This is a genomic window from Chloroflexus sp. (assembly GCF_049970315.1).
In the GTDB taxonomy this organism is placed as follows: Bacteria; Chloroflexota; Chloroflexia; order Chloroflexales; family Chloroflexaceae; genus Chloroflexus.
Genome location: NZ_JBMFNE010000009.1, coordinates 84,173 through 111,140 on the forward strand (window position 1 = coordinate 84,173; position 26,968 = coordinate 111,140).

22 protein-coding genes are annotated in these 26,968 nt (G+C 55.9%); 18 read left to right on the forward strand and 4 right to left on the reverse strand.

All coding sequences use genetic code 11. From position 1 onward, the window contains the following. Positions 1-41 precede the first annotated feature (41 nt). Entirely contained in the window at positions 42-1,217 is a 1,176-nt protein-coding gene (locus tag ACP5OT_RS08395) for a lycopene cyclase family protein (protein ID WP_424675859.1), read from the forward strand. Positions 1,218-1,471: 254 nt separating this feature from the next. On the opposite strand, the gene aroB is transcribed toward ACP5OT_RS08395, so the two are convergent. From aroB to ACP5OT_RS08415, 4 genes are all read right to left on the reverse strand, one after another. Beyond that, on the reverse strand, positions 1,472-2,596 hold the full coding sequence (gene aroB, locus ACP5OT_RS08400) for a 3-dehydroquinate synthase (protein ID WP_424676887.1): 1,125 nt from the start codon (positions 2,594-2,596) through the stop codon (positions 1,472-1,474). A 29-nt stretch (positions 2,597-2,625) separates the two neighbouring features. Then, complete coding sequence (locus tag ACP5OT_RS08405; RefSeq protein WP_424676886.1) at positions 2,626-2,763, reverse strand: hypothetical protein; 138 nt, start codon at positions 2,761-2,763, stop codon at positions 2,626-2,628. Continuing rightward, positions 2,760-4,004 (reverse strand): molybdenum cofactor synthesis domain-containing protein, encoded by a 1,245-nt coding sequence (locus ACP5OT_RS08410; protein WP_424676885.1) that lies wholly within the window; start codon positions 4,002-4,004, stop codon positions 2,760-2,762. The genes ACP5OT_RS08405 and ACP5OT_RS08410 overlap by 4 nt, the downstream gene beginning before the upstream one ends. Before the next feature lie 125 nt (positions 4,005-4,129). Continuing rightward, positions 4,130-6,439, reverse strand: coding sequence for a xanthine dehydrogenase family protein molybdopterin-binding subunit (locus tag ACP5OT_RS08415; protein WP_428131891.1), 2,310 nt, complete (start codon positions 6,437-6,439; stop codon positions 4,130-4,132). A 287-nt stretch (positions 6,440-6,726) separates the two neighbouring features. Between ACP5OT_RS08415 and ACP5OT_RS08420 the strand changes: the two genes are divergently transcribed. The 17 genes from ACP5OT_RS08420 (at position 6,727) to ACP5OT_RS08500 (ending at position 26,957) form a co-directional block, all read left to right on the forward strand. Beyond that, entirely contained in the window at positions 6,727-7,611 is an 885-nt protein-coding gene (locus ACP5OT_RS08420) for an ABC transporter permease (RefSeq protein ID WP_424676883.1), read from the forward strand. Between the two features lie 3 nt (positions 7,612-7,614). Next, complete coding sequence (locus ACP5OT_RS08425) at positions 7,615-8,883, forward strand: ABC transporter ATP-binding protein (protein ID WP_424676882.1); 1,269 nt, start codon at positions 7,615-7,617, stop codon at positions 8,881-8,883. Next, positions 8,867-10,345 carry a VanZ family protein gene (locus tag ACP5OT_RS08430; RefSeq protein ID WP_428131893.1) on the forward strand — a complete coding sequence of 493 codons (1,479 nt, stop codon included), beginning with the start codon at positions 8,867-8,869 and terminating at the stop codon, positions 10,343-10,345. The genes ACP5OT_RS08425 and ACP5OT_RS08430 overlap by 17 nt, the downstream gene beginning before the upstream one ends. Before the next feature lie 10 nt (positions 10,346-10,355). Continuing rightward, a complete protein-coding gene (locus ACP5OT_RS08435) occupies positions 10,356-12,113 on the forward strand; it encodes a PQQ-dependent sugar dehydrogenase (protein WP_424676880.1) in 1,758 nt (585 codons plus the stop codon). 44 nt (positions 12,114-12,157) lie between these two features. After that, positions 12,158-13,480, forward strand: coding sequence for a nucleotide sugar dehydrogenase (locus ACP5OT_RS08440; protein WP_424676879.1), 1,323 nt, complete (start codon positions 12,158-12,160; stop codon positions 13,478-13,480). An 89-nt stretch (positions 13,481-13,569) separates the two neighbouring features. Further along, a complete protein-coding gene (locus ACP5OT_RS08445) occupies positions 13,570-14,469 on the forward strand; it encodes a glycosyltransferase family 2 protein (protein ID WP_428112620.1) in 900 nt (299 codons plus the stop codon). Positions 14,470-14,480: 11 nt separating this feature from the next. Next, the gene (locus tag ACP5OT_RS08450; protein WP_428131895.1) at positions 14,481-15,212 is read left to right on the forward strand and encodes a polysaccharide deacetylase family protein; all 732 of its coding nucleotides are present in this window, start codon (positions 14,481-14,483) and stop codon (positions 15,210-15,212) included. An 18-nt stretch (positions 15,213-15,230) separates the two neighbouring features. Beyond that, on the forward strand, positions 15,231-16,940 hold the full coding sequence (locus ACP5OT_RS08455) for a bifunctional sulfate adenylyltransferase/adenylylsulfate kinase (RefSeq protein WP_428131897.1): 1,710 nt from the start codon (positions 15,231-15,233) through the stop codon (positions 16,938-16,940). Position 16,941: 1 nt separating this feature from the next. Continuing rightward, positions 16,942-17,718 (forward strand): sulfotransferase domain-containing protein, encoded by a 777-nt coding sequence (locus ACP5OT_RS08460; protein WP_428131899.1) that lies wholly within the window; start codon positions 16,942-16,944, stop codon positions 17,716-17,718. An 18-nt stretch (positions 17,719-17,736) separates the two neighbouring features. After that, complete coding sequence (locus ACP5OT_RS08465; protein ID WP_428112617.1) at positions 17,737-18,432, forward strand: acyltransferase; 696 nt, start codon at positions 17,737-17,739, stop codon at positions 18,430-18,432. Between the two features lie 3 nt (positions 18,433-18,435). Continuing rightward, the gene (locus tag ACP5OT_RS08470; RefSeq protein WP_424676873.1) at positions 18,436-19,416 is read left to right on the forward strand and encodes a glycosyltransferase family 2 protein; all 981 of its coding nucleotides are present in this window, start codon (positions 18,436-18,438) and stop codon (positions 19,414-19,416) included. A 4-nt stretch (positions 19,417-19,420) separates the two neighbouring features. Beyond that, positions 19,421-20,707, forward strand: a complete 1,287-nt coding sequence (locus ACP5OT_RS08475) for a glycosyltransferase family 4 protein (protein ID WP_424676872.1) — start codon at positions 19,421-19,423, stop codon at positions 20,705-20,707. A gap of 220 nt (positions 20,708-20,927) precedes the next feature. Continuing rightward, on the forward strand, positions 20,928-22,337 hold the full coding sequence (locus ACP5OT_RS08480) for a polysaccharide biosynthesis tyrosine autokinase (protein WP_424676871.1): 1,410 nt from the start codon (positions 20,928-20,930) through the stop codon (positions 22,335-22,337). A gap of 3 nt (positions 22,338-22,340) precedes the next feature. Next, positions 22,341-23,855: an efflux RND transporter periplasmic adaptor subunit gene (locus tag ACP5OT_RS08485; RefSeq protein ID WP_424676870.1), complete on the forward strand. Its 1,515-nt coding sequence runs from the start codon at positions 22,341-22,343 to the stop codon at positions 23,853-23,855. A 57-nt stretch (positions 23,856-23,912) separates the two neighbouring features. Continuing rightward, positions 23,913-24,953: an NAD-dependent epimerase/dehydratase family protein gene (locus ACP5OT_RS08490; protein ID WP_428112611.1), complete on the forward strand. Its 1,041-nt coding sequence runs from the start codon at positions 23,913-23,915 to the stop codon at positions 24,951-24,953. Between the two features lie 77 nt (positions 24,954-25,030). Further along, on the forward strand, positions 25,031-26,038 hold the full coding sequence (locus ACP5OT_RS08495) for a GDP-L-fucose synthase family protein (protein WP_428131902.1): 1,008 nt from the start codon (positions 25,031-25,033) through the stop codon (positions 26,036-26,038). A gap of 4 nt (positions 26,039-26,042) precedes the next feature. Beyond that, a complete protein-coding gene (locus ACP5OT_RS08500) occupies positions 26,043-26,957 on the forward strand; it encodes a glycosyltransferase family 2 protein (protein ID WP_428112607.1) in 915 nt (304 codons plus the stop codon). Positions 26,958-26,968 lie beyond the last annotated feature (11 nt).

The following is a 26,968-nucleotide window of genomic DNA, read 5'->3' on the forward strand; positions in this document are numbered from 1 at the left end:
GCAAACAGGGCAGGCCAAATGGCCATGGGAGAATCGAGCGTATGGATTACGACTACATCATTGCCGGCGCAGGTGCTGCCGGTTTGAGTTTAGCTTATCATCTTGGTCAGAGTCCGTTAGCCGGTCATTCAATCCTTTTAGTAGACCCCAATGCTGTCCGACGCAATGATCGCACATGGTGTTTTTGGGAGGTGGGTACCGGCCCGTTTGAGGCCGTGGTATCCCGGCGTTGGGATTATCTCTGGCTGTACGATGAGAGTTGGTCGGCGCGGTTGGCGATTGTCCCGTATCAGTATAAGTTGATCCAGGGAATTGATTTTTACCGCTACGTTGACGATTGGATCGCGCAACGACCGCAGATCACCCGCTTACAGGGGACTGTTGATCGGTTTATCGAGTTGCCCGATGGTGTAGCCGTCGTTGTTGGTGGTAGGACGTACACCGCGCGGTTTGGTTTTAATAGCGTGTATCGCCCGACTCCTACGCCACCCGGTTATCACTCGTGGCTGCAACATTTTAAAGGGTGGTTTATCACCACGTCCCGTCCGGTGTTTGATGCCGAAGCCGCTACTTTCATGGACTTCCGCATTCCACAGGTTGGTGATGTCCGGTTTGGCTACGTCTTACCGTTCGATACCTATACTGCGCTCGTCGAATATACTATCTTCTCACCCCAACTTGTCAGCCAGGCCGAATACGAAGCCGGTCTGCAGCGGTATATTGCCGATCAACTCGGTATTGACCGCTATGAGATTACGCACGTCGAGTATGGTGTCATCCCGATGAGTGATGTGCCGTTGCCACTGCGCCCTAGCCCTCATGTGCTCAATATCGGTACCGCAGGGGGGATGAGTAAGCCTTCGACCGGTTACACCTTCCAGCGTATTCAGTGGCAGGTGCGCCAAATTGTCGAGAGTCTGCTACGGAATGGGCACCCGTTCTACAAGCGGCCACGCTTCAACCGACATGCACTGATGGATAGCGTGCTGCTTAACGTGCTCGATGCCGGACGCACGCCGGGGCATCGTTTCTTCGCCAATCTGTTCCGTCATAACCCGATCCAGCGCGTACTTCGCTTCCTCGATGAGGAGACAACACTTGCTGAGGATTTGGCCTTGATGTCAACGGTGGAGATTACGCCGTTTATGGTTGCGGCGTTGGCGGTGGCGTGGGGGCGTATGAGTGCGTTGGGTCGGCGTGAGTTGGAGATGGGGTGAGGGGAGGGCACACGGATGGGACGGATAGGAAGGATGGGCACGGAGGGGGAGGGGAGGGCACACGGATGAGACGGAGGGGCACGGAGGGAGGAAGGGGAGCACACGGATGGAACGGATGGGCACGGATTCGAGTGAAGTTGATAAGGCAAATTGGCGCGATCCGTGCTATCCGTGAGGTCCCGTGTACGTCCGTGTTCCTTCCTAAAACGGTGCGAACACGGCGGGGGGTGGCACGGTTCGCCGGTTTACATCTACTATCCCGCTGATGATGATAGCACCTTTTCAATCACCTCAATCGGTACGTCGTTGCGCACAACCACCTGCCCGATGGTCGTCGGCAAGACCCACCGTACTTTCCCGGCCTGTACCTTCTTGTCGCGCGTGATGAGACGCAGAATCGCGGTGTGGTCAAGCTCGTCCGGTATCGCAACGGTGAGGCCATAGGCTGCGAGCAGGGCGCGCTGTCGTTCTACCAATGCAGGTGGACACAGACCGAGGGCGACGGCAATCCGTGCTGCTGCATCCATCCCAATCGCGACGCATTCGCCGTGCAGTAGGCGGTAGCCGAGCAGTTGTTCAATAGCGTGGCCGATGGTATGCCCATAGTTGAGCGTGATCCGTTCACCGCGCTCGAACTCATCGTTTGAGACTACCGCAACTTTCACCGCGACGGCACGAGCAATGATCTCGGTCAGATAAGTGGTGAGTTCTGCATCGGTGGCGTTCCATGCGGCGGGATGCGCGGCGTTCCATCCGCGGGTGGCGGCAAGATCTTCGAGGGCGGTAAACAGGCCGGCGTCGCGAATGACCCCATGTTTGATCACCTCTGCCCAACCGGCGCGTAACTCACGGGGCGGCAGTGTTGCCAGCAGGTTGGTGTCGGCTAGCACCAGCCGGGGTTGATGAAACGCACCGATCAAGTTTTTACCTAGTGGGTGATTAATTCCGGTTTTGCCGCCGACCGCAGCATCGACCATCGCCAAAAGGGTGCTCGGCAATTGTACGAGAGCCACCCCGCGCAAGATAGTAGCCGCAGCAAAGCCGGCTAGATCGCCGATCACACCACCACCAAGCGCGAGCACGGCGTCGCGTCGCTCGATACCATGCTCGATCATCCAATTGTAGAGTCGGTGCAGTTCGGTGAACGATTTGCTCGTTTCACCAGAAGGAACAGTAATGGTGTGGGCGCGGTAACCGGCGGCCTGTAGCATTGTTGTGGTCTGCTCGGCGACGGCAGTCAGATGTTCATCGGCGACGAGCCAGAGCGTACCGCGTAGTCCTAGCTCGGTGAGCCGGTCGCCAAGGGTCGCCAGTACGCCGGCGCCGACAATCACCGGGTACTGGGTCGTGCTGGTAGTGACGGTGAGCGTAGTTGTCATAACAATTGGACTGTCTTTCAGCAGTGTAATCACTTATGGCGCCGGTTGTAGATGGTCATGAGCGCTGCAACGAGGAGCAGCGCCAGACCGATATACGTCAACGGGCCGGGCCATGGTTCGGGTGTTTGTTGCACGATGTCAAGTAAGGTAGCGGATGGCAACGTCACGATGCAGTTCCTTCTCCGATCAACGGGCCGGTCAGCAGGGCGGGCAAGGTGCTCCCTGCCGGATAGATGGTGTCTCCCGCCGGGACAAGGAGTAGACCGTTAGCGCCGCGCAGTGAGAGTAGACGCGAACTGTTTTGGCTTCCGGTTGTGACGGCGACCAGCTTTCCTTCTTGGTACGAAACAACGATGCGCTGGTATTCGGGTCGGTCAGGTGAAGGTCGTACCGGTTGGCCCAGGGTGACGGTAACCTGTGGGCGGAACGGTCGTGCATCACCTTGCAACGCACGCAGAGCCGGTCGCACGAACACTTCAAACGATACTAACGATGAGACCGGAAATCCGGGCAGGCCAAAGACCAGTTTACCTTCGACGGTCGCAAACGTCGTTGGTTTACCCGGCTTGAAGGCGATGCGGCCAAAGTGAACGGTACCGAGTTCGGCGAGCAGGGGTTTGATCAAGTCGCGGGTTCCCATACTCACGCCGCCGCTGGTAATCAGGACATCGGCCTGAGCGAGGCCACGTAAGATCGCCTGCCGTTGCACCTCGACATCATCGCGGGCAATGCCGAGTGAAATCGGTTCACAACCGGCTTCACGCACCGCAGCCATGAGTGCATACCGGTTGCTATCACGCACGGCACCACCGGGACGCGACTTACTCGGTTCGACTACCTCATCACCGGTGGCGAGGACGGCAACGCGCGGGCGACGATAAGCGGTGATGCGAGTGATACCGAGGGTGGCGAGGATGCCAATTTCGGGCGCGCCGATAGTTGTGCCGGCGGTAAGCACCGTCTGACCACGTGCAACATCTTGTCCAACCATATGCACGTAATCGCCGGGTTTTAGTTCGTGCTGAATGTAGAGCATGCCATCACGTTCTTCGGTCATTTCCACCGGAATCATAGCATCGGCACCGGGTGGCATCGGTGCGCCGGTCATAATCCGGGTTGCTTCACCGGGACCAAGTGTTACAGTTGACAGTCCACCGGCGGTCAATTCACCCACGACGTGGCGTGGGGCCAGGCCATCGCCGGCACGGAGGGCATAGCCGTCCATTGCCGATTTTGGCACATCGGGAATGTCTTCTGGTGCGGTAATATCGTTTGCCAATACTCGGCCTAGCGCGCTGAGAGCATCGATCTCTTCACTACCAAGCGGTTGGGCGCGTTCCATAATCATCGCCGTAGCATCAGCGATGCTAACCATCGGGTATGGTGACTCACGAATGAGCACAGACATTGGCTTTCTCCTTTGGTTATGCGCGACACGTTGACTCACCGGTACATTCGATGGTAACTCGGCCATGTAGTGATAGCCTACACATCAGTGCGAGGTTTCGCTGATGTGCAGGTATCGGCATAGTGTTAGCGGCCGTGGATTGCTCGCCAGATCTTTTCTGAGCGGAGCGGAATGTCAAGATGGCGCACGCCAAACGGTGCGAGTGCGTCGATCACCGCGTTTGCAATGGCCGGTGTTGAACCAATGGTCGCCGCTTCACCGATACCCTTGACGCCAAGCGGGTTGAGCGGAGTCGGCGTCTCGGTCTTGTCAACCGTGAAGGGCGGGAAGAAGTCGGCGCGCGGTAAGGCGTAATCCATCAGCGTACCACTGAGTAATTGGCCGTTTGCGTCGTACACGACCTCTTCGAGGAGTGCTTGAGCAATACCTTGTGCTAACCCACCATGCACCTGACCGGTGACGATCAACGGGCTAATGCGAGGTCCACAATCATCGACCGAATAGTACTCGCGAATACGAACGTGGCCGGTCTCGCGATCAACCTCAACTACTGCAACGTGGGCGCCAAAGGGATAGATCAAGTCGGGTGGCCGGAAATAATCGACTGCTTCCAGACCGGGATCGAGATCTGGCGGGAGTTTGTTACTGTAGGCGCGACGGGCAATCTCGGTTAAGGTCAGGGCACGGTCGGGCACGCCGCGTACCCGATAGCGACCCTCGTGCAGTTCAATATCGGCCACACTAGCTTCGAGCATCGCTGCCGCAATCTGGCGCGCTTTCTCACGCACCTTTGTCGCTGCCCGCACGAGTGCTGCACCACCGACGGCTAGCGAACGTGAACCCATCGTCCCGATACCCATCGGTGTGATCGCGGTATCGCTGTGCTTAATCACAATCCGCTCAAAGTCAGCCCCGATCTGGTCGGCAACAATCTGAGCGAATGTTGTGGCCGTCCCTTGACCATGCGGCGAAATGCCGGTTGTCACCGTCACCGTACCGCTTGGTTCAACTCTGATCTGGGCGCTTTCGTAGGGGCCAAACCCACACATTTCGACGTAGCACGCGATCCCGATACCAAGCAACATTCGATCACCGGTAGCACGGCGGGCAGCTTGTTCGGCGCGTAACTGTTCGTATCGCGATAGTGTCAAGGCTTTAGTCAAGGCGCGATCATACTCGCCGCTATCATACGTCAGGCCGGTCGGCGTCTTGTAGGGGAAGGCGTCGGGCGGAATAAAATTGCGCCGGCGCACTTCTGCCGGGTCTAAACCGAGTTCGGCGGCGACCAGATCCATGAGCCGTTCGATGTAATAAGCGGCTTCGGGCCGACCCGCACCACGGTAGGCAGCGACCGGTGTGGTGTTGGTATAAACACAAATTGCTTCCAGATCGACGGTAGGGATTTTGTAGACGCCAATAGCCATAGCAGTGGTCAGATCGGGTAGACCGGGGGCGAGAGGATAAGCGCCGAGATCGGCTACGATCTGCATACGCAGTGCAGTCACTTCGCCATCGGCGGTAACGGCAGCCTCGACATCACACACCTGCCCGCGCCCATGAGTCGTCGCCTGTACGTGTTCGAGGCGGTGTTCGACCCAACGCAATGGTACGTTGAGCTGACGGGCAAGCGCGGCAAGGAGTGCCTCTTCGGGGTAGATACCGATCTTAACCCCGAAGCCACCGCCGACATCAGGCGCAATCACACGCACTCGATTCTCGTCAAGGCCGACCACTTTGGCGATCTCACCACGCACCTGGTGCGGGGTCTGCGTACTCGTCCATACCGTCACACCATCGTTAGCGGGATCGGGTGCAGCAACCACTGCGCGTCCTTCCATCGGGAAGCCGAGCAGGCGTTGATTGACCATTCGTTGGCGGATAACCCGATGAGCAGTGGCGAAGGCGGTCTCGACATCACCCTTTTGCCGGCGACGACGGTGGTCGATATTGTCGGGCAGACCATCGAAGATGATCGGGGCGTCAGGTGCAATTGCGGCGAGCGGATCGACCACTGCCGGTAGTGGCTCCCATTCGATGGGCAGGGCGAGCGCTGCATCGAGCGCGGCTTCTGGCGTCCGGGCGATCACTGCGGCGACCGCTTCACCGGCGTGACGCACCCGCTCGACGGCGAGCACATAGCGAGTGCGGCCCGTGTAGCGCTGCGGCCCGCCGCCTTCGCCTGAGCTGGCCAACGGCAATGGCTGGCAACAATCGAGCAGGTCGGTACCGGTATAGACAGCTACGACATCAGGCATTGCCAGCACGGCAGCTTTGTCGATGGCGACAATCCGGGCGTGGGCATACGGACTACGGGCAATGGCAACGTATAACATCCCCGGTAGACGCAAATCGCTCACATACGTGCCCTGACCCCGGATGAGACGCGGATCTTCACGGCGTTTCACTTCTGCGCCAATCAGGGCTGCATAAGCCATAGCGAGTGTCACCTTTCTGTTTTGTTAGCAATCAACCCCTGTGGTGCTATGGGTATGATACCAGATTTACAACCCAGTGTATGGCAGGGAGTAAGCTGTACCATGTTTACCTAATTGACGAATTTGTAATTGCAGCAAGGGTAAAAACCGACTATGCTACAGTAAGAGGTACGACATCTCCTCTCGTGGATTCTGCTGATCGATGTGATCGATATCTGCTCTATGGTTGCCTACTCGCATCGTTAAGCTCTGTATTCTGGCACGCACAGTGAGGAAACAAGCTTCATATGGCAACATTAGAACCGCCTACCACAACATCATTGACCAATCACACATCATTATCAACTGAATATACTCACGTGCCAACGATTATTGAACCACGCAAGGGTTGGTGGCAACTCAATTGGCGTGATCTGTGGGCATATCGCGAGTTACTCTTCTTTCTGGTGTGGCGCGATGTCAAAGTCCGCTACAAACAGACTCTCTTAGGGGCAAGTTGGGCAATTATTCAACCGGTGCTCCAACTTGTCGTGTTTACGATTATCTTTGGACGGTTGGCCGGTGTGAATACAAACGGCATTCCCTACCCACTGTTCAATCTGGCCGGGCTATTGCCGTGGCAGTTTTTTGCAAATACCGTTGGTCAAGCGGCAAACAGTCTTGTTGGCAGTGCCAGTATCGTGCGGAAGGTCTATTTCCCGCGACTAGCCATTCCAACTGCCAGTGTCTTGGCCGGCGTTGTGGATTTTGGTTTGTCGTTCCTGATCTTACTCGCGTTGATGATCTGGTATCGGTGGCTACCAACACCGGCTGCGTTCCTCTTGCCACTCTTCCTCGTCTTGGCGATGATCACGGCGCTTGGCGTGGGGTTTTGGCTTTCAGCAATTAATGCTCGCTATCGAGATGTGCGCCATGCTACGCCGTTTCTCATTCAGCTTTGGCTTTTTGCTACGCCGGTGGTCTATCCAAGCAACCTCATCGAAGGGTATTGGCAAGTAGTCTACGCACTTAACCCAATGGTTGGGGTAGTGGAAGGGTTCCGTTGGGCGTTGATCGGTACGCAACCGCCGAGTTTGTTAATGCTGGTCTCGGTTACGATGGCGGTCATGATCTTCTTTTCCGGTTTGATCTATTTTCAGGCTGTTGAACGCAAGTTTGCCGATATTATCTAGCCTATGCAATACGCAATCCGTGCCCGTGATTTAGCAAAACAGTACCGGATCGGTGCGATCAAACAACGCAGTGCAGGCTATATCACGCTCCGTGATGCCATTGTTGAGCGATTGCGCGGGCGAGGTGGGGCCTCTGCTACTACCGAGCTGTGGGCGCTCGATGGGGTGTCATTCGATATTCACCAAGGCGAAGTGGTTGGGATTATTGGGCGGAATGGCGCCGGTAAGAGTACGTTGCTCAAGGTCCTCTCGCGGATCACCGAGCCGACGCGCGGGCGGGCTGAGTTGTACGGGCGCGTGGCCTCGTTGCTCGAGGTGGGGACCGGTTTTCATCCCGAATTGACCGGGCGTGAAAATATTTATCTCAATGGGGCCATTCTCGGTATGCGCAAGCGCGAGATCGATCGCAACTTCGATGCGATTGTCCACTTCGCCGAAGTCGAGAAGTTTATCGATACGCCGGTGAAGTTTTATTCATCCGGGATGTATGTGCGTTTGGCGTTTGCCGTCGCTGCTCACCTGGAACCCGAAATCCTGATCGTCGATGAGGTGTTGGCCGTCGGTGATGCCCGCTTCCAAAAGAAGTGTCTCAACAAGATGCAAGATGTTGGTCAGCAAGGTCGTACCGTGCTCTTCGTTTCGCATAGCATGCAGTCAATTTTGCGCATGTGCCAGCGTGCTATCTTGCTCAATCAGGGGAAGGTGATTGCCGATGGGTCGGCTCAGCAGGTGGTCAGTGTATACCTTGGGAAAGGTGCTCATTCAATAGCCGAGCGAGTCTGGTCAGATCGGAAGACGGCACCAGGTGGTGAGGTCGCGTATTTGCAAGCAGTGCGGGTGCGCGATAGCGATGGTGATGTTGCCGATACCATCGATATTCGTACTCCGGTGACGATTGAGCTTGAGTTTGTAGTTGTGTGCGATGGATATATCCTGATGCCACACATCCGTCTCTACAACGATGATAACGTGGCGGTATTTACCAGTCTTGACCTTGATCCGACATGGCGACGACGGCCCCGTCCTTCTGGTCGGTATCGCGCACAGGTGATCATTCCCGGTAATTTTCTGGCCGAAGGTTCGTTTTATGTGGAGGCTGCACTAACGACGCTTGAACCGCCGATCAAGCAGTTTGCCGAACGTGATGCCGTCGCGTTTCAGGTGATCGACAGCCTCGATGGTGATACGGCTAGAGGAGACTGGGCCGGTAGTTTGTCGGGTGTCGTGCGGCCCATCCTTCCGTGGACGACAACCTATGAGCCATTGGTGTGATGCTCGTGATCCTCGCTTGGTGCGGTACGGGGTAGCGCTGTTGCTACTCGTGCTGGTCGGAATCCTCAGCCTGACATTATATCCCTTCGATTTTTCTGATCCATGGCCGATCCAGCCCTGGCATGTTTTGGTGTTTGGGTTAAGCCATGGTGTGGATATGCTGCAAAACGTCATCCTGTTTGTGCCACTAGGGGTGGCGTTGTCTTGGTTATTGGCCGGATTCGGGATGGGGCGACGCGGTCAGATTAGTGGGGTGTTTATTGTAGCCGCTGTGGTGGCATTCGGTATTGAGTGCGCGCAATTACTCATTCCCGGTCGTACTGCTGCGCTGCTTGATGTGTTGGCGAATGCCAGCGGCGCGGCGTTGGGTGGATGGGTACTAGCTCCCTTGGTGATACCGGTGGTTGATCGGATCATTCGGGCCGGATTATCGATCGTTCAACGTGTGCCAGCGGGGGTTGTGGTCGGTGGAATGGTGGTCTGGCTGGTCAGTGCCGGCTGGGTACAGATCCATTGGCAACGGGCGACGTTACCGGTCAATTGGTCAGAGCGCTACACGTTTCAGATCGGGGCGGCGAGCGATGGCCGTCGCTTTTGGCCGGGGTATGTCAGGTTTGTCGCCTTGTACGACCGCGCCTTTGATCATGCCGATGCCCAAGCGACGCTGACGCCGGACAACGCTTTTGCCCGTGCCCCGCTCCTTGCTTACGATTTTACCCACTATCCGCCAGCACAGGTTGGGCCTTTGGTGCGTCCTCTTGTTGCGAAAGGCAAACTGACCTTTACCACAGAGGGAGTGGGTGTGGGCTACCAATGTTGGCTCATGAGTGACGAACCGCTGACCGGTGTGGCAGCGGCAGTCGCCCGATCTCGTGCGTTCACCGTAGTAGCCCGGCTCGCCCCACGAGACCCGGCACGTCCTGCCGAAGGATTGATGATTAATTATGGTTGGCAAATTGATTCCCATAACATCAGTCTGATCCAGTCAGGGCCTGATCTACTGGTTCGGATGCGCTTACCATTTACCCGTCCGGTCGATGATCGACCACCGTTACGGTTTGCCGATGTGTTTCACGATACGCAACCACAGGTCGTAGTATTTAGTTACGACGGCGTCATCGCGCGTTTGTTTGTCGATGGGCAACCCCACCGTCAGTGGTATGCCTTCGGGCCGGGAGAAGTACTGGTGAACCGTCTATTACCGGTGCAGTCGCACCAGATCGGTGGTTGGAGCATTGCCTTAGCTGCCGTTTTGAGTGTGCCATTGGCGTTGGCCGGTTTGCCATGGCGTTATCGTCGTTGGTGGGTGTGGCTACCGGCCATTGTCGGGCCACTGATCATCGGTGGTGTACTGTGGCTGGCAGTAGCCCAACCCTTGAGTATCGTGATGGTTTGCTGGAGTGGTATCACGGTGTTGGTGAGCAGTACCGTAATCCGTTGGTTCTGTAGCTTATACCTCTAGAGGGTATCTTATGGCATTTGGGTGGCGTGTTGTTCTACTCGTCTGCTTAATCATCATCGGTAGCTCATTGAGTGGATTGGTTCTGGCTCAAGCGCCAACATTTGACTGGCGTAGCGATTGGGCGGTGGCAGAAGGATTTACGATTGTTGAAGATACGACTGGCTATGCGTTCCCTAGTGCGATTGCTTTTGTTCCGCAACCTGGCCCCGATCCGAAAGATCCGCTCTATTTTGTGACAGAACTGCGTGGAACAGTCAAAGTCGTGACCAATGATCGCAGTGTGTATACCTTCGCCGAGAACGTCTTCCATTTTCAACCAACTGAAGAATTGCCTTCCGGACAGGGCCAAGGTGGTATGGGGGGATTATGTCTCGATCCTGTGCATGGCTATGTGTTCGTTACGTTTCTGTATAACGATGCCAATGGGCGGATGCGCAACAACATTATACGCTACCAGACTAAACCCGGTACCTTTGGCCTGACGCCGGATGGTTTTATTGCCTTTACCGATGCGTTTGCCAACTACGAATCGGGTTTAGCTCATCAGATTGGTACCTGTCAAGTCGTTGGTAATCAGCTCTTTGTCGGGATTGGGGATGGGTGGCAACCGTATTTGGCTCGTGATCCTGATCAGATGGTCGGCAAGATTTACCGCATGAGCCTCGACGGTAAGCCGTTGCCTGAAAATCCCTTTTACATCGATGATGATATTACCAAGGCCCGCAATTATGTATGGGCGAGCGGTTTTCGCAACCCGTATGCGCTGAGGGTGGTGAATGACCGTGTATTTGTCGGTGATAACGGAGTTGGTACTGATCGCTTTGTTGAGGTGCAACGTGGTGAAGATTATGGCTGGAACGGCCAAGAGAGTAGTATCCATCTGCGAACGGCATATGTATGGGTGCCGAGTTTGGCGCCGACAACGTTACAGTATCTACCCCCCGATAACCACTTGTTGGGCGAGGAGAATGCCGGCAAGTTCTTCCTTGGTATGGCCGGATCGGTACGACGCGGCAAAATGCCGGGTATTGTACGTATTTGGTACGACATGGATAAACGTCGGGTGATGGCTGTGCCCGACTACTTCTTACGATACCGTGGTCAGCAAGAGCAAATGGTCGTAGCTGTCGCTATCGGGCCTGATGGTCTCTATTTTGCTCCGATCTACGCTAACCAAGCCGGTCAGACCTCGATTTACAAGATCGTGCCCGATTCCACCAATAGCTACCCATACCGACCCACGCAAGTAGATGATCCTCGTCAGATCATCCGCGAACGTGGTTGTTTAGGTTGCCATCAGATCAACGGGGAAGGCGGATTTGGTGGATCAGCTGGACCGCCGCTAAGTCGTGAATTACTCATCGCCAACATTCAGGCCCGGTTGAGTAATCCGCAATACCGACAACTGTTAGACGAACTCGATCAACTTAATGAAGAGCCATGGCTTTCCACGCGTGCAGCACGGGCCGCAGTTCGTGAACTGTCCGGTGAAGCAGCAGTCCGTCAGTGGATTATTAACCAAATCGTGGAACCGCGGTGGGATAACCGTGGCTCGCAAATGCCAAACCTTGGCGTACCTCCATCCGAAGCGGCGATTGTGGCCGATTACCTGCTGGCCCGTCCTACTCAGACTAACTGGATGACACGGCTCACGACGGTGTTGCGGTCACGGTTGGCATGGCTGGCGTTTGGCGCCGGTTTGGTGGTCGGCATGGTCGTTGTCGGGAGTGGAATGTGGCTTTGGCGGCGACGATACTCTCGCCTATAATACCTGCTATTGAGAGAACTTACTCAATTCGGAGCTGACAAACTATGTTTCACACATTGATGAACCGCATCCACGATCGGTCGGTCTGTGTTGGTGTCATTGGTTTGGGTTACGTGGGCTTGCCGCTGGCCGAGCGTGCCGGTCGGGTTGGCTTTCGGGTACTTGGATTCGATGTAAGCCCGACGCGAGTGGAGCAGGTTAATCGCGGTGAGAGCTATATCGGTGATGTGTCGAGCGTGGCGTTGGCCGCACTGCGCGAGGCAGGACGGATCGAGGCAACCACGGATATGCGACGCATGAGTGTGTGTGATATTCTCGTGATCTGTGTACCGACGCCACTCAATGCGACCCGCGAACCCGACATGCGCTACGTGAAAGCGGCAAGCGATGATGTCGCCGCCAGTATTCGCCCCGGTCAGTTGGTGATTCTCGAGAGTACGACCTACCCCGGTACGACCCGTGAACTGATCAAGCCTCGGATCGAGCGGAATGGGTTGCGTGTCGGTGAACAGGTCTTTCTGGCCTTTTCTCCCGAACGGATCGATCCCGGGCAGACGAGTAGCAAAGGGTATAGTGTTGAAAACACTCCTAAAGTTGTAGGTGGGATTACCCCCCAATGTACCGAACTAGCCGGGGCCTTCTACGGCTATATCACCAACCGAGTGGTGCCGGTCAGCTCGCCAGATGTGGCCGAGTTGACTAAGTTGTTCGAGAACATCTTTCGGGCAGTCAATATTGCCTTAGTCAACGAGTTGGCTCTTCTCTGTGACCGGATGGGGATCAACGTCTGGGAAGTGATCGAGGCGGCAGCTACGAAGCCTTACGGCTTTATGAAGTTTACACCCGGCCCTGGTCTTGGTGGGCATTGTATCCCTATCGATCCGTTCTATCTCACGTGGAAGGCACGGTCCTTTGATTTAACCACTCGGTTTATCGAGTTGGCCGGTGAAATCAACACCCAAATGCCGCGCCACGTCCATGATTTGGTGGTACGCACCCTTAATCGGGCGCGTAAGCCGCTGAACGGCAGCACTATTATCTTGCTAGGTATTGCCTACAAGCCCGATGTTGATGATTATCGCGAATCACCCGCGTTTAAGGTGTACGATCTGTTAACTGCCGATGGCGCGACGGTAATCCCCTGTGATCCCCACATTACTGAGTTTGAACTGCACGACGGTCGCCGGATGCAGACCGTTTCGCTTACGGATGACCTGCTGCGTTCGTGCGATTGCGCCGTGATTATTACCAACCATAGTGCATTCGACTACGAACGGATTGCGACATTAGCTCCGGCAATCGTTGACACTCGCAACGCAACTCGTCATCTGCAAGGCCCACTGCGCGAGAAGATTACAGTATTGTAGCCTGTTAGTAACACCTGCAATCATCAGCCATTCACCCGGCTTTGGCATAACGTAAGTGCGTAAGAGGCGAGCAGTAAGGAGCATAAGCTGTGCAACGTGAGGTGCGACTCAGTATCGTTATCCCATGTTACAACGCTGCGGCAACCCTGGGTGAACAGCTCACCGCGTTGGCCGATCAGACGTGGGATCGGCCATGGGAAGTGATTGTGGCCGACAACGGTTCGCGCGATGATTCGCGACGGGTTGCCGCCGCCTTTCTCAACCGGTTGCCGCACCTACGCATTATTGATGCAAGCGCACGACGTGGTGGTGCCTTTGCCCGGAATGAAGGCGCCCGCCACGCGCGTGGTACTGCCTTAGCCTTCGTTGATGCTGATGATGTGGTGGCGCCGAGTTGGGTGGCGGCAATCGGCAATGCTCTCGACCGCCACCCGTTTGTCGCCTCGCGCTTTGATATCGAGCGGCTCAATCGCCATTCCTGGCTGAGCCGGACGCGGCGTAATCCGCAAGCCGACGGGTTACAGCGGGTGAATTATCCGCCGTATTTGCCGCATGCCGGCGGGTGTGGCTTAGCCGTCGAGCGGTCGCTGCACGAACTGGTTGGTGGTTTTGATGAGACGCTGCTCCGTTTGATGGATACCGATTATTGTTTCCGGATTCAGTTGCAGGGTAACGTTCCATTGACCTTCGTTCCTGAGGCGCTAGTCTACGTTCGGTACCGCGACACTTTACGCGGAATGTTGCGCCAAACGCGCGAGCGGGCGATTGCCAATGTGGCGTTAGCTCGTCGCTATAGCGGTGAACAACTCGCGCAACGGCGGTCGTTCCAACTCTGGTTGGCATATACCAGGCGCTGGTTCCGCCATTTAGGCCGAGCGATACGGATTCGCCAGCGCGAACAGTTGGCGGAATGGTTGCGGGTGAATGCGTGGTTGATCGGATTACTGCAAGGTAGTCTGCAATACCGTTACCCACCCTTAGCAATCTAGGATCGGGACAGATGATTTCATCGCAGCAAGGTGGTCGTGCTCGTTCCTCACTTCTTGGGCGTTGGTTGGCGCCATTGGGCCGGCGGTGGCTTGGCACACTTATCCGGATAGAGACGCCTACTCCCCTAGTGGCATTGACCTTTGATGATGGGCCACATCCCCGTTACACACCACAGATTCTCGACGTGTTGGCCCACTATCACGCGCGTGCTACCTTCTTTGTGTTGGGTCGGCACGCGGCTGAGCAGCGTGATCTGGTAGCGCAGATTGCTGCTGCCGGTCACGTAATTGGTAACCACACCTTTCATCACGTGCGTATGCCACAGACGCCGCGCTACCAACGTTGGCGAGAATTGTGGTCTGCACAGCGGGCAATTGCACCATATGGAACCCGCCTTTTTCGCCCGCCTTACGGTGGTCAATCGTATGGCTCGCGACTCGATGCGTTGCTGCTAGGGTATGAAGTTGTCGGTTGGACATTCCACATCGAAGATTGGGTGACGCAATCGCCGGTTCAGTTGGTCGAGCGACTAAACCGACAGCTTCGTCCGGGCAGCATTATCCTGCTCCACGACCGGCTGGCGCAGCCGCGTGATCCGGCGGCAGCCGATCGGACACCATTGATCGAAGCGCTGGCAACGTTCCTCGCTCAAGGGGGTAAGACGTACCGTTTTGTGACTGTCCCCGAACTCATCCGTGCCGGACGCCCCGTGCGAGGGCCATGGTTCCGTCCGGCGTTGTAAGGATTTAGGAATACCACGATGGCTGAAGATACACTCCTGATCCCGCCGTATGGCGGTCGTCTGGTCAATTTGGTGGTGCCGGCTGAAGAGCGGTCCGCATGGTTAGCGATGGTCTCACGCTTGCCATCGATCCAGATTTCGATGCGTAGTCTGTGTGATTTAGAACTGCTGGCAACCGGTGGTTTTTCACCGCTGACCGGGTTTATGGGGCAGGCCGATTACGAACGTGTGCTGGAAGAGATGCGGCTGGCCGACGGTACGCTGTGGCCTATCCCGGTGACGCTGCCGGTCGAACAGAGTTCGTTTGGCAGCGACCGGATCGTGCTGCGCGATGTGCATAACAATCCGCTCGCCATTATGGAAGTGAGCGAGATTTTTTCGTGGGACGCCGAGCGTGAGGCGCTGGCCGTCCTCGGCACGAACGATCCCCGCCATCCATTGGTAGCCGAGATGGCGCGCTGGGGGAAGTTTTACGCTGCCGGGCGGTTGCACGTCTTTAATCTGCCGCGCTACTACGATTTTGTCGATCTGCGGCGGACGCCGGCTGAGGTACGCCGATTACTGACGGCGATGGGGCGGTCGAATGTGGTGGCGTTTCAAACGCGCAACCCGATGCACCGCATCCACGAAGAGCTGACCAAACGGGCAGCGGCGCAGATTGATGGGAGCCTGCTCATCCATCCGGTGGTTGGGATGACCAAACCCGGCGATATCGATCACTTTACCCGTGTTCGCAGTTACCGATTGTTAGTTGAAAAATACTACGACCCGTCGCGTACCCTGCTCAGTCTCTTACCCTTGGCGATGCGAATGGCCGGCCCGCGTGAAGCGGTGTGGCATGCCATCATCCGTCGTAATTACGGAGCGAACCACTTTATTGTTGGCCGTGACCATGCCGGCCCTGGTAACGATAGTATGGGTAGACCGTTTTACGGTCCGTATGATGCGCAAGCGTTGCTAGCACGCTATGCCGGGGAAATCGGCGTGAAGATGATCCCCTTTACCGAGTTGGTCTATCTCAAGCGCGAAGGTCGGTATGTGCCGATCGATGAGATGCCGCCGGGGGCTGAAGTTGCCACCATTTCTGGAACGCAGGTGCGTGATGAGTATCTGGCGAAAGGCCGTCTCTTACCCGAATGGTTTACCCGCCCTGAGACTGCCGAGATTCTACGTCAGATGTATCCACCGCGTCACCGCCAAGGGTTTTGTGTTTGGTTCACCGGTCTGAGCGGTGCGGGGAAGTCCACGATTGCTGCCATTCTCAATATTCTGTTACTCGAGCGCGGTCGCACGCCAACAATACTCGATGGTGATGTGGTACGGACACATCTCTCGAAGGGTTTAGGGTTTTCGCGTGAGGATCGTGATACCAACATCCTCCGGATCGGCTTTGTTGCCAGTGCAGTGGTCAAAGCGGGCGGGGCCGTTATCTGCGCAGCCGTCAGCCCCTACCGCGCCGCGCGGAACGAGTGCCGGGCCATGATCGGGAGTGACCAGTTTATTGAAGTATTTGTCGATACACCACTTGAAGTATGTGAGCAACGTGATGTGAAAGGTCTCTACGCCAAAGCCCGGCGTGGTGAGCTGCGAGGATTTACCGGCATCGATGACCCGTATGAGCCGCCGGTTAATCCTGAGTTGGTGTTGACGACAACCGATGTGACGCCCGAAGAGAATGCACGCAGGATCATTCGCTATCTCGAAGAGAAGGGTTTTCTGGAGGGTTAGTATGGTAAACGTCTTCCGTCGTGCGCGTCGTACTCTGCGTCAGTGGATCAGAGGCCCATATGCCGATCTCGGTTTTACTCCGCATCCCGATTTCTACTATCTCGCCTCGTTTCCGAAGTCGGGGAACACATGGGTGCGCTTTTTGCTGGCGAATTTGTTGGCCGGCGAAGAATTGGGCCTTCAGGGGTTTGGTCGTTATGTACCCGATAGCCATATCAAAGGTGATCTGGTCTATATGGCCGATCCGACCACACCGTTTAATCAGATGCGACCGCGCTTTGTGAAGACGCACCTTCAATATCGCCCGATCTTTCGACGGGCTATCTACATTGTGCGTGATGGGCGTGATGCAATGACATCGTTCTACCATTGGCGGAACAAACGCTCCGGTAAACCGATCACCCTACGTGAGGTCATCACCGGCGATTTCTACTGGGGTCGTTGGTCAGATCATGTCTTAGGGTGGCTGAACAGTGATTGCGAGCTGTTGTTGGTCAAATATGAAGACCTCTATGCCGACATTGTCACCCAAGTACGGCGGATCCTTGAGTTTTGCCACATGCAGGCGAGCGATGAACAGATTGCGGCTGCGGTTGCGGCCGCGTCGTTTGATCGGATGCGCGCTAAAGAACGAGCCGCCCAAGGAGCCGATACGCCGTTTTTTGTGCGCAAAGGCGGTTCAGGCGATTGGCGTAATTTGTTTTCGCCAGACGATGAAGAACTGTTCTGGCAATACCATCGTGCCGGCATGGTTGCCGCCGGTTACCCCACAACCTAGGCTAAGGAGTACCGTTTTATGCGCCAGCACGTGGTTCGTTTGTGGACATCACTATGGATGCGCTATGCCGGTCCACACCGGTTGGGTAAAGTGGCGACATGGTTGGCTGCCTTACCGTATGCGCCCTACAAAGCGCGCGTGGGACTGGCCCATCGTTATCCGCAAGGTTACATCGCACCGTCGGCACAACTGAATGGGCGCAGAATCCGGCGCGGTCGCCATGTGTTTATCGGCGATGAAGTGTTGATTTATCAGCGGCAAGACGGTGGACCGATTGAACTGGCCGATTACGTCGAGCTGCATCGCGATACGATCATCGAATGCGGACGCGGCGGGAGTGTGGTGATCGGTGAGCGCACGGGTCTTCAACCACGTTGCCAATTGTCGGCCTATGTTGAACCCATTGTAATCGGACGTGGATGCCAGATTGCACCACAATGTGCCTTCTATCCCTACGATCACGGCACGGCGCCCGGTCAGTCGATCGGTATGCAACCGCTGACGAGCAAAGGGCCGATTGTACTAGAAGATGATGTCTGGCTAGGGTACGGTGTGGTGGTGTTATCCGGTGTGACAATCGGTTCCGGGACGGTAGTAGGGGCCGGGAGTGTTGTAACAAAAAGTTTACCTGCCGGGGTGATTGCCGTAGGAGCACCGGCGCGGATTGTGCGTGAACGTACAGCACTCGATATTAACCCTATCACAATGAGGTGACATATGGTAGCGACGGTAACAGTTGCGATTCCGGTCTACAAACGACTCACGTATGTGGCGCAGGCGATCCGCTCGGTGGCTGCACAAGACTATCCGGCGATTGAACTCATTGTCTCCGACAACGGTTGTAACGGCAATGCCGTATGGGAAATAGTCCAGGCCAACTATCCGCGTCCCTTTATTTTTCGCCAAAACCCAGCTCCGGTACCGATTGTAATGCATTTCAACCAGTTGATAGCAGCCGCAAGCGGTGAGTATTTCATCTTGTTGAGTGATGATGATGAGTTGGCGCCGGGTTATGTCTCGACGATGGTTGCAGCATTGGTAGCGAATCCCTCCGCAGCCGTAGCCATCTCGCGGGTGGAGGTTATCGATGAGCACAATCAGGTGATCGGATCGACCGCCGACCGTCCGTTGCCGCCGCCGTTGATGAGTGGCCCGGATTGGATTGAGCGGTGGGGGCGCAACGAGCATAAGTTTGTTAGTTTCACCACCAATGTAGCCCGCACGTCCGAGATACGGATGGTTGGTGGTTATCCCGATTTCGATGGCGGGAATGGCATTGATAACGCATTGCTCGTTGCTTTGAGCATCGAGCGTAGTATCGTCTATTGTCACGAGGCTATTTTTCGCCATCGTATCTACGATACCAGCTTTGGTAAATCGGTCAGTATCGCAAGCTTGGCCCGTGCATCGCGCCAATTCCTCGCCTTCCTCGATCAGCATCCGGCGCTGCGCGCGTATGCCCGTCAACATCCGCAGGAGTGGCGTCGCTGCCGGAATGCTATTATTCGCGTGATCTGGACAACCTACTATGGGCGGTGGCGTCATCTCTACCGTGACCGTGAGGCATATCTCGATTGGTTAAAAGCCGGTTTTGCCTTGCCGTTCATTCCTGCTTACTACCGACGAGTGATTCCTGAGATTATCTACTCGCTGCCGACAATTGGGCAATTTGCCCAGCGTCGGCTCGAAACACGGTGAACGTATGCGTGTAGTTCACGTTAGTACGAACGACATCAGCGGTGGTGCGGCACGGGCAGCGTATCGGCTCCATCAGGGCTTATTGCAGTTGGGGTGTGCTTCACGAATGGTGGTTGCCCATCGGTGGAGTGATGATCCGACGGTGCAGGCGTTGGTGTCGAAACCCGGTTTCATCGGTACGTGGCAACGACGTTGGCGTGGTTGGCGGATCCGACGCGATATGCAACCGTACCTCACAACCCGCCCGCCCGGCCTCGAACCGTTCAGCGATGATCGCAGTCGGTATGGGTACGAATTACCAAGAGCATTGCCGGCTTGCGATGTGGTCACTTTACATTGGGTTGCCGGTTTGCTCGATTACGGCAGCTTCTTTCGGACCGTACCGCAACGAGTGCCGGTCGTGTGGCGGCTTTCCGACCAGCAGCCCTTTACCGGCGGTTGCCATTACGATGAAGGCTGTGGACGCTACACGGCAACCTGTGGGGCATGTCCGCAGCTCGGTTCGCGCGATGATCACGATCTTTCCCACCGGATTTGGTTACGCAAACGGGCTGCCCTCGCTGCCGTACCACCCGGTCATCTCCACATCGTTGCACTCAACCGTTGGATGGCTGCCGAAGTACACCGTAGCTCGCTGTTCGGGCATTTACCGGTACATGTCATTCCCAACGGTCTTGATACCACCGTCTTTGCACCGTATGATCGGGCCTATGCGCGGGCAGTACTTGGCTTACCCCAGCAAGCAAAGATCGTCCTGTTTGTCGCAGTTTCGGTCAATAATCGTCGGAAAGGATTTGCCCAATTAGCAGCGGCATTGGCCGGTCTGTATGATGAACCCGACTTATTGCTGGTCTCGATCGGCAAACATCCGCCTACCTTGAATATACCCATCGCGCATCATCCTCTCGGTACGGTTGATGAAGATACCCGGCTCGCCTTAGCTTATAGCGCTGCTGATCTTTTTGTTATTCCGTCGTTGCAAGACAATATGCCGAGCACGGTGCTCGAAGCACTGGCCTGTGGCACGCCGGTCGTCGGTTTTGATACCGGTGGGATTAGCGAATTGGTGCGCCCCGATCAAACCGGTTGGTTGGCGCCGGTCGGTGATGTCGACGGGTTGCGTGAGGCCATTCGGCGTGCGCTCCACAACGATGATGAGCGCTTATGGTTGGGACGTCGCTGCCGAGAAATTGCCCTTGCTGAGTATCGGCAAGAAATACAGGCGCAACGCTATCTCGACCTCTATCAACAAATTACGACTACCGCCAATGCTACAGTACGGGCGGGATGATCTGGCTCCCCTTCAGCAATCGCATAGTTGAACGTTTTGTCATTGCTGATGTTGTTCAATGACATTACACTGTCAGATGAACCCGTTACAACTAACATAGTACAGTGTGTCAACACCAAAGCGGTCGGGTTTCATATCTTCATCACTCCGTTCACATTGCCAGACTGCTCGTTTTCGGTAGCTGGCATGGCTCGATGACCCATTTTGTGTGGAGGGTCCCTTGGAACTACGATTGTATCTCCTGTTTGTTTGGCGTTGGGTGTGGTTGATTGCATTGTTCGCGGTAATCGGCGGTGGCATTGGCTACGCCTACTCGCAAACTCAACCACGTCTCTATGCTGCTTCGACCATGCTGATGGTCAATCAGGATCAGGGTATTTTTGCCCGTCCGTCGCCCACGTTCGATGATCTGCGTGCTCGTGAGCGCTACGCGCTAACGGTACGCGAACTGTTACTCGTCCGACCGGTACTCGAACGAGCTGCTTCGATGGTTGATGGCGTGACGGTAGCTCAACTCGCTGCCCGCACGAGTACGTCTGATGTTGGTAAGACCGAGCTATTTTTACTAACGGTGCAAGATACCGACCGTCAACGGGCCGTGCGATTGGCCGATGCCATCGTGGCTTCGTTTCAAGCCCTCGAACGCGATTTGCTCGATAACCCGTATGCCCAAGCCTCGAGCTTGATTATCGTTGACCCGGCTCATGCCAAGCGTAATCCGGTGAGTCCTGATTATACTCGCAATATTGTGCTTAGTATCTTTATTGCGGTTGTGCTGGCAATTGGGATCGGATTTTTATACGACTACTTCAATACCCGTATCCGCGATGAAGGTGATTTTACGCGCCGGGGTGGTGGCCGTCCGTTAGTCGTTGTTGGTAAGCTGAACGGCGCTACGCCGGCGGCACAACTCGTCACGCTCCGCGATCCAGCCTCGCTCGATGCCGAGGCGTATCGTATGATGCGACTGCACCTTGATGCAATCCCTGGCGACGAACGCCCCCAGGTGATTGCCGTGATCAGCCCGTCACCTGGTGAAGGACGGAGCGTGACCGCGGCTAATCTGGCCGTCGCACTAGCGCAAACCGGGCGACGGGTGGTGCTGGTTGATGCGCATTTGCGCCATCCCATCCTGCATACCATCTTCAACGTCCCACATCAAGGTGGATTATCCAACCTCCTGAGCACACCGGTGCAGGCAATCGAGCCATTCTTGCGCGTGACCGAGCAACCAAATTTGTATGTATTGACGGTAGGGAATGCCAGTGGTTTGCCGGCTCAGTTGCTGGGCGGGCCACAGTTAGAAAAGGTGCTGGCAGCCCTACGGCAACACGCCGATGTGGTGTTGATCGATAGTGCGCCTCTACTCACATTTGCCGATACCGCCCTTCTGTTGCGTGCCGTCGATACCACGCTGGCAGTAGTGCGAGTCAAGCAGACGACTGAAGAAGAGCTACGCCATATGCTTGATCTCCTGCGCCAGACCGAAATCGCGTGTCTTGGCGTGGTGCTGAATGGTGTTGTCAAACGTCGCCGACGGTTGCAGTTTACCGGCTTCAGCTCTTCGCCATTGATCAAATCGGCGACCATTGCGAACCGCAGCGAAATAGCGGGCGACACAGGAGATTGATCTATGTCGCGAATTTGGTTTCTCGTGATTGCACTAGGTACTGCCATACTGACCGGTTGCAGTCAGCCGGTGATCTCTGAGCCTGAGTCGTCTGCAACATCTGTTCCTGCTGAAGCAGCGGTAGCACCGACACCCACTGCTGCACCGGTGATTGTAAACGGGACGCTGATGGCTTCCGGTCGGGTTCAGCCGATGACAGTGCTTGATCTCAGCTTCGTAAACCCGGGTTCGGTGGCAGAGGTGGTTGTGCAACTCGGTGATCGGGTACGGGCCGGTGATGTGATGGCGAGTCTCGATGTGCGCACACTCGACTTGACGATAGCTGAGGCACGAGTGATGTTAGCTGAGGCGCAGGCCAATTACGAGCAGTTGATTAGTGGGGCAACGCCCGAACAAATCGAGCAGGCCAAGGCGGAGATTGATCGAGCGCGCGCACGTTTGGCCGATAGTCGCACGAATGTGACCCAGAGCGATATTGCCGCAGTACAGGCCGAGCTGCGTGAAGCGAAAGCAGTGCTCGAACGGCTCAAAAAGGGTATTACACCGGAAGATAAGGCTCGCCTCGAAGCTGCTGTGGCCGAGGCGCGTGCGCGGTTGCAAACTCGGATCAATACACTCGCCGGTGAAAAGACGCAACTTGAATCGCAGATCGAGCGCTTGGCAAATGAGTTGCGTAACGCCCAAGATGACTACTCGCGCACGAAGTGGGCGAACGAACAGATCATCGCCAGCGGTGGTCAGTTAACGCAGGCCCAGATCGACAACGAGACTCGACTGTTGCGGGCCGTGGAAAATGCTGAGCATCGGTTGCAAGAGGCTCGCGTAGCACTGGAAACCGTGCGCCAGAATGAGTTCAGCGAAATCGCTGCGTATCAGGCTGAAGTGCAGCAATCGGAAGCGCTCTTGGCCGAGGCGTTGCGTCCGGTAACGCCCGATCAGATCGCGGCGGCGGAAAAGCGCATCTTGCAAGCCGAGGCGAAACTGGCTCAGTTTACGATCAACCATCCCAACGAGGTAGCTGTGTATGAGGCTGAGCTACGCAAGGCCGAGGCTGATTTGGCTCGTCTGACTGCTAACCCCACCAGTGCGCAAATTGCCATCGCGCAAGCACGGATTGAGCGGGCCGAAATTGAGCTGCGCAAAGCAGAACTCAACCGTGAACGTTACCAAATTCGTGCCCCAATCGACGGAACCGTGGTGGGGGTCTACGCCCAACCGGGTCAGACGGTTGATGCTAGCCAGCGTGTGATTACGTTGGCAACCCTCGATCGGTGGCAGATTGTCGTGGCCAATCTGAGTGAGCTACACATCAGTCTGGTCCAAGAGAACGATCCGGTGACCATTAGCTTTATCGCACTGCCTGATGTTCGGTTGAGTGGAAGGGTTAGTTATATCGAACCGGTTGGTCAAGAGACCGGAATCGGTACGACGTATACCGTCCACATTGTTCCCGATAGCTGGGATCCGCGTCTGCGGTGGAATATGAATGCGCAAGTGACCTTTGCCGCAAGACCGTAGTTTGGGTGCGTCAGGTATCAATGCGTAGTTAGCACACCACTAGAGGAGGTTGGAAGAATGACAACTACACCTACGCCCCATGTGCTCATTACCGGAGGAGCCGGCTATATCGGATCGCTGCTGACCGGCGTGTTGTTGCAGCACGGGTGGTCGGTGACCGTGGTCGACGATCTCTTGTTTGGCGGTTCATCATTACTCGGCTATTGGTATCATCCTCGTTTTCGCTTCGCCAAGGGTGATATTTGCGATCCGGCAACGTTACGAGCCGGCGCCGATGGAATCGCGGTAGGGGATTTACCGCCGGCGCGTTTCGATGCCGTTATTCATCTCGCCGCTATCGTTGGTTTTCCGGCGTGTCAGATGGTGGGACCACAAGTGGCGTGGCGCTACAACTTCGAGGGGACTAAGCGGGTATTCGCTGTGGCCGATGATGCGCAAGTGGAACGGTTTGTCTTTGCGTCAACGTACAGTAACTATGGCCTGTCACCTAACGGTGAACCGGTGACTGAGGATTCGCCGCTTAATCCGCAGTCACTATACGCCGAAACCAAGATCGCTGCCGAGCAGTATCTGCGTAACGATACCGGTGGCGCCACGACAACCCCGATCCTATTCCGATTTGCTACCTTGTTCGGTATTTCACCTCGCACTCGCTTCGATCTCATCGTCAATCAATTTGTACTTGAGGCGATGACCAAACGCAAACTGATTATCTATCAGCGCGGGTATGCCCGTTCATTCGTGCATGTGCGTGATGTCTGTAATGCGATTCTGTTGGGCTTGAACGCGCCGTTGTCAACGGTAAATCGCGAAATCTTTAATGTGGGTGGTGATACAGGTAACTATACCAAAGACGAGATCGTAGCATTGGTGCAACGGCATGTGCCGGGGACAGTTATCGAGTACAAAGATCTGACGTTTGGCGGTGATATGCGCGATATTCGCGTATCGTTTGCCAAAATCCGTGAGCGGCTCGGTTTTGTCCCACAGATCAGCGTTGAAGAGGGGATCCGCGAAGTAGCGGGTGTCCTCACCAATGGTGTGATTAAAGATGCACTCGATAGCCAGTATCGCAATGCGCAGTTTATCGTCCAGTAGTGACGCTCCCTTATGGAGAAACATTCCTCATCATTCACGCATTCCAACAAAATATGAGTTTATCCAGCGAGGATCGTATGCAGCTCAACACACAGCGCTGGCCCGATAGTCATCAATTTTGGCACGATAAGCGCGTCGTTGTCACCGGTGGTGCCGGTTTTCTCGGCTCGTATGTGGTCGAGAAGTTGAACGCACGTGGTGCGCGTGATGTCTTTGTACCCCGGTCACGCGACTACGATTTGCGGCACGTTGATGCGATTCGCCAATTGTTGGCCGATTCCCGTCCCGATATTGTGATCCACATGGCGGCCCGCGTGGGCGGGATCGGCGCCAATCGCGATCACCCGGCGGAGTTTTTCTACGACAATCTCATGATGGGTGTGCAGTTACTCCACGAGAGCTGGAAGTTTGGGGTCGGTAAGTTTGTGACGATCGGTACGGTGTGCGCCTATCCGAAGTATACACCGGTGCCGTTTAAGGAAGATGATCTCTGGAACGGCTACCCCGAAGAGACGAATGCACCGTATGGCTTGGCCAAAAAGATGCTGCTCGTGCAGGGAGAGGCGTATCGGCAACAGTACGGCTTTAATTCCATCTTCTTGCTGCCGGTCAACCTTTACGGGCCGCGCGATAACTTTGATCTCGAAACATCGCACGTCATTCCGGCTCTGATTCGGAAGTGTATCGAGGCAGCAGAGCGTGGTGATGATCACATCGTGGTTTGGGGCGATGGTTCACCGACGCGCGAGTTTATCTACGCCGCTGATGCCGCGGAAGGCATTTTGTTAGCGACGGAACGGTACAACGATCCCGATCCGGTCAACATCGGGAGTAGTGATGAGATCAGTATTCGTGATTTGGTCACCCTAATCGCTGAATTAACCGGTTTTCGCGGCCAGATTGTCTGGGATACGACTAAGCCCAACGGTCAACCGCGTCGCAAGCTCGATGTGTCACGGGCATGGGAACGGTTTGGCTTCCGATCCACGACACCCTTTACCGAAGGATTGCGGGCAACGATTGATTGGTACCGGACGCATCGCGAGGCAATGGTTGCGATGCGTGCCGTTGGTGAGGTACTCTAAACCTATGCTAACTGTAACCTGGACAATACCGACAATTACCGATTTGCCGCCACCACCACCTGACCGACAAGGTTGGCCGTGGACAATCGCAACGCCACCGGCGCCAGCCTTGTTGGACGATGGCCGCCCGTGGCCCCGGATTACCATTGTAACGCCCTCGTACCAGCAAGCCCAGTACCTCGAAGAGGCGATCCGGTCGGTGTTGTTGCAGGGCTACCCAAACCTTGAATACATCGTGATGGACGGCGGGAGTCGTGACGGGAGTGTCGCGATCATTGAACGCTACGCACCGTGGTTGAGTTACTGGCAATCGCAGCGCGATGGTGGGCAGTCGGCGGCACTTGCCGATGGGTTTGCCCGCGCTACCGGCGAGATTCTGGCGTGGATCAATTCCGATGACCGTCTGCAGCCGGGAGCGTTGCAACGGGTAGGACGTTTTTTTGCCAAACGTCCGGGGCTGGCTTTCGCCAGCGGCGATGTCAATTTCATCGATGCCGATGGGCGGGTGACGGCACGGATCTTTGCCTTGCCACCTAACGGGAAGCTCACTGCGCAACTCGGTGTGCATCGCTGGCCGCAGCAGGGATGTTTTTGGCGACGTAGCGTGTATGAACACGTAGGTGGGGTGGACCGCAGTCTACGCTTCTGTATGGATCGCGATCTCTTCATCCGACTGAGCATTGCCGGACCGAGCCGCCGCATACCGGGGCCACCTCTGGGCGATTTTCGCCTCCACGAGGAAGCAAAGACCGCCACTCTCCAGGCGGTTTGGCAGCGTGAGCATGCACTGTTGCGGCGACGTTATGGTCAATCCCTTGCTCCACACGATTATGCCCGCCTACGCATCCTCTGGTGGCTCTGGCAAAAGCACGCGAGCCTGCGACAGCGTCTGTATCGGCATTTTGGCTTTGAATGCTAGGAAGACGGCTA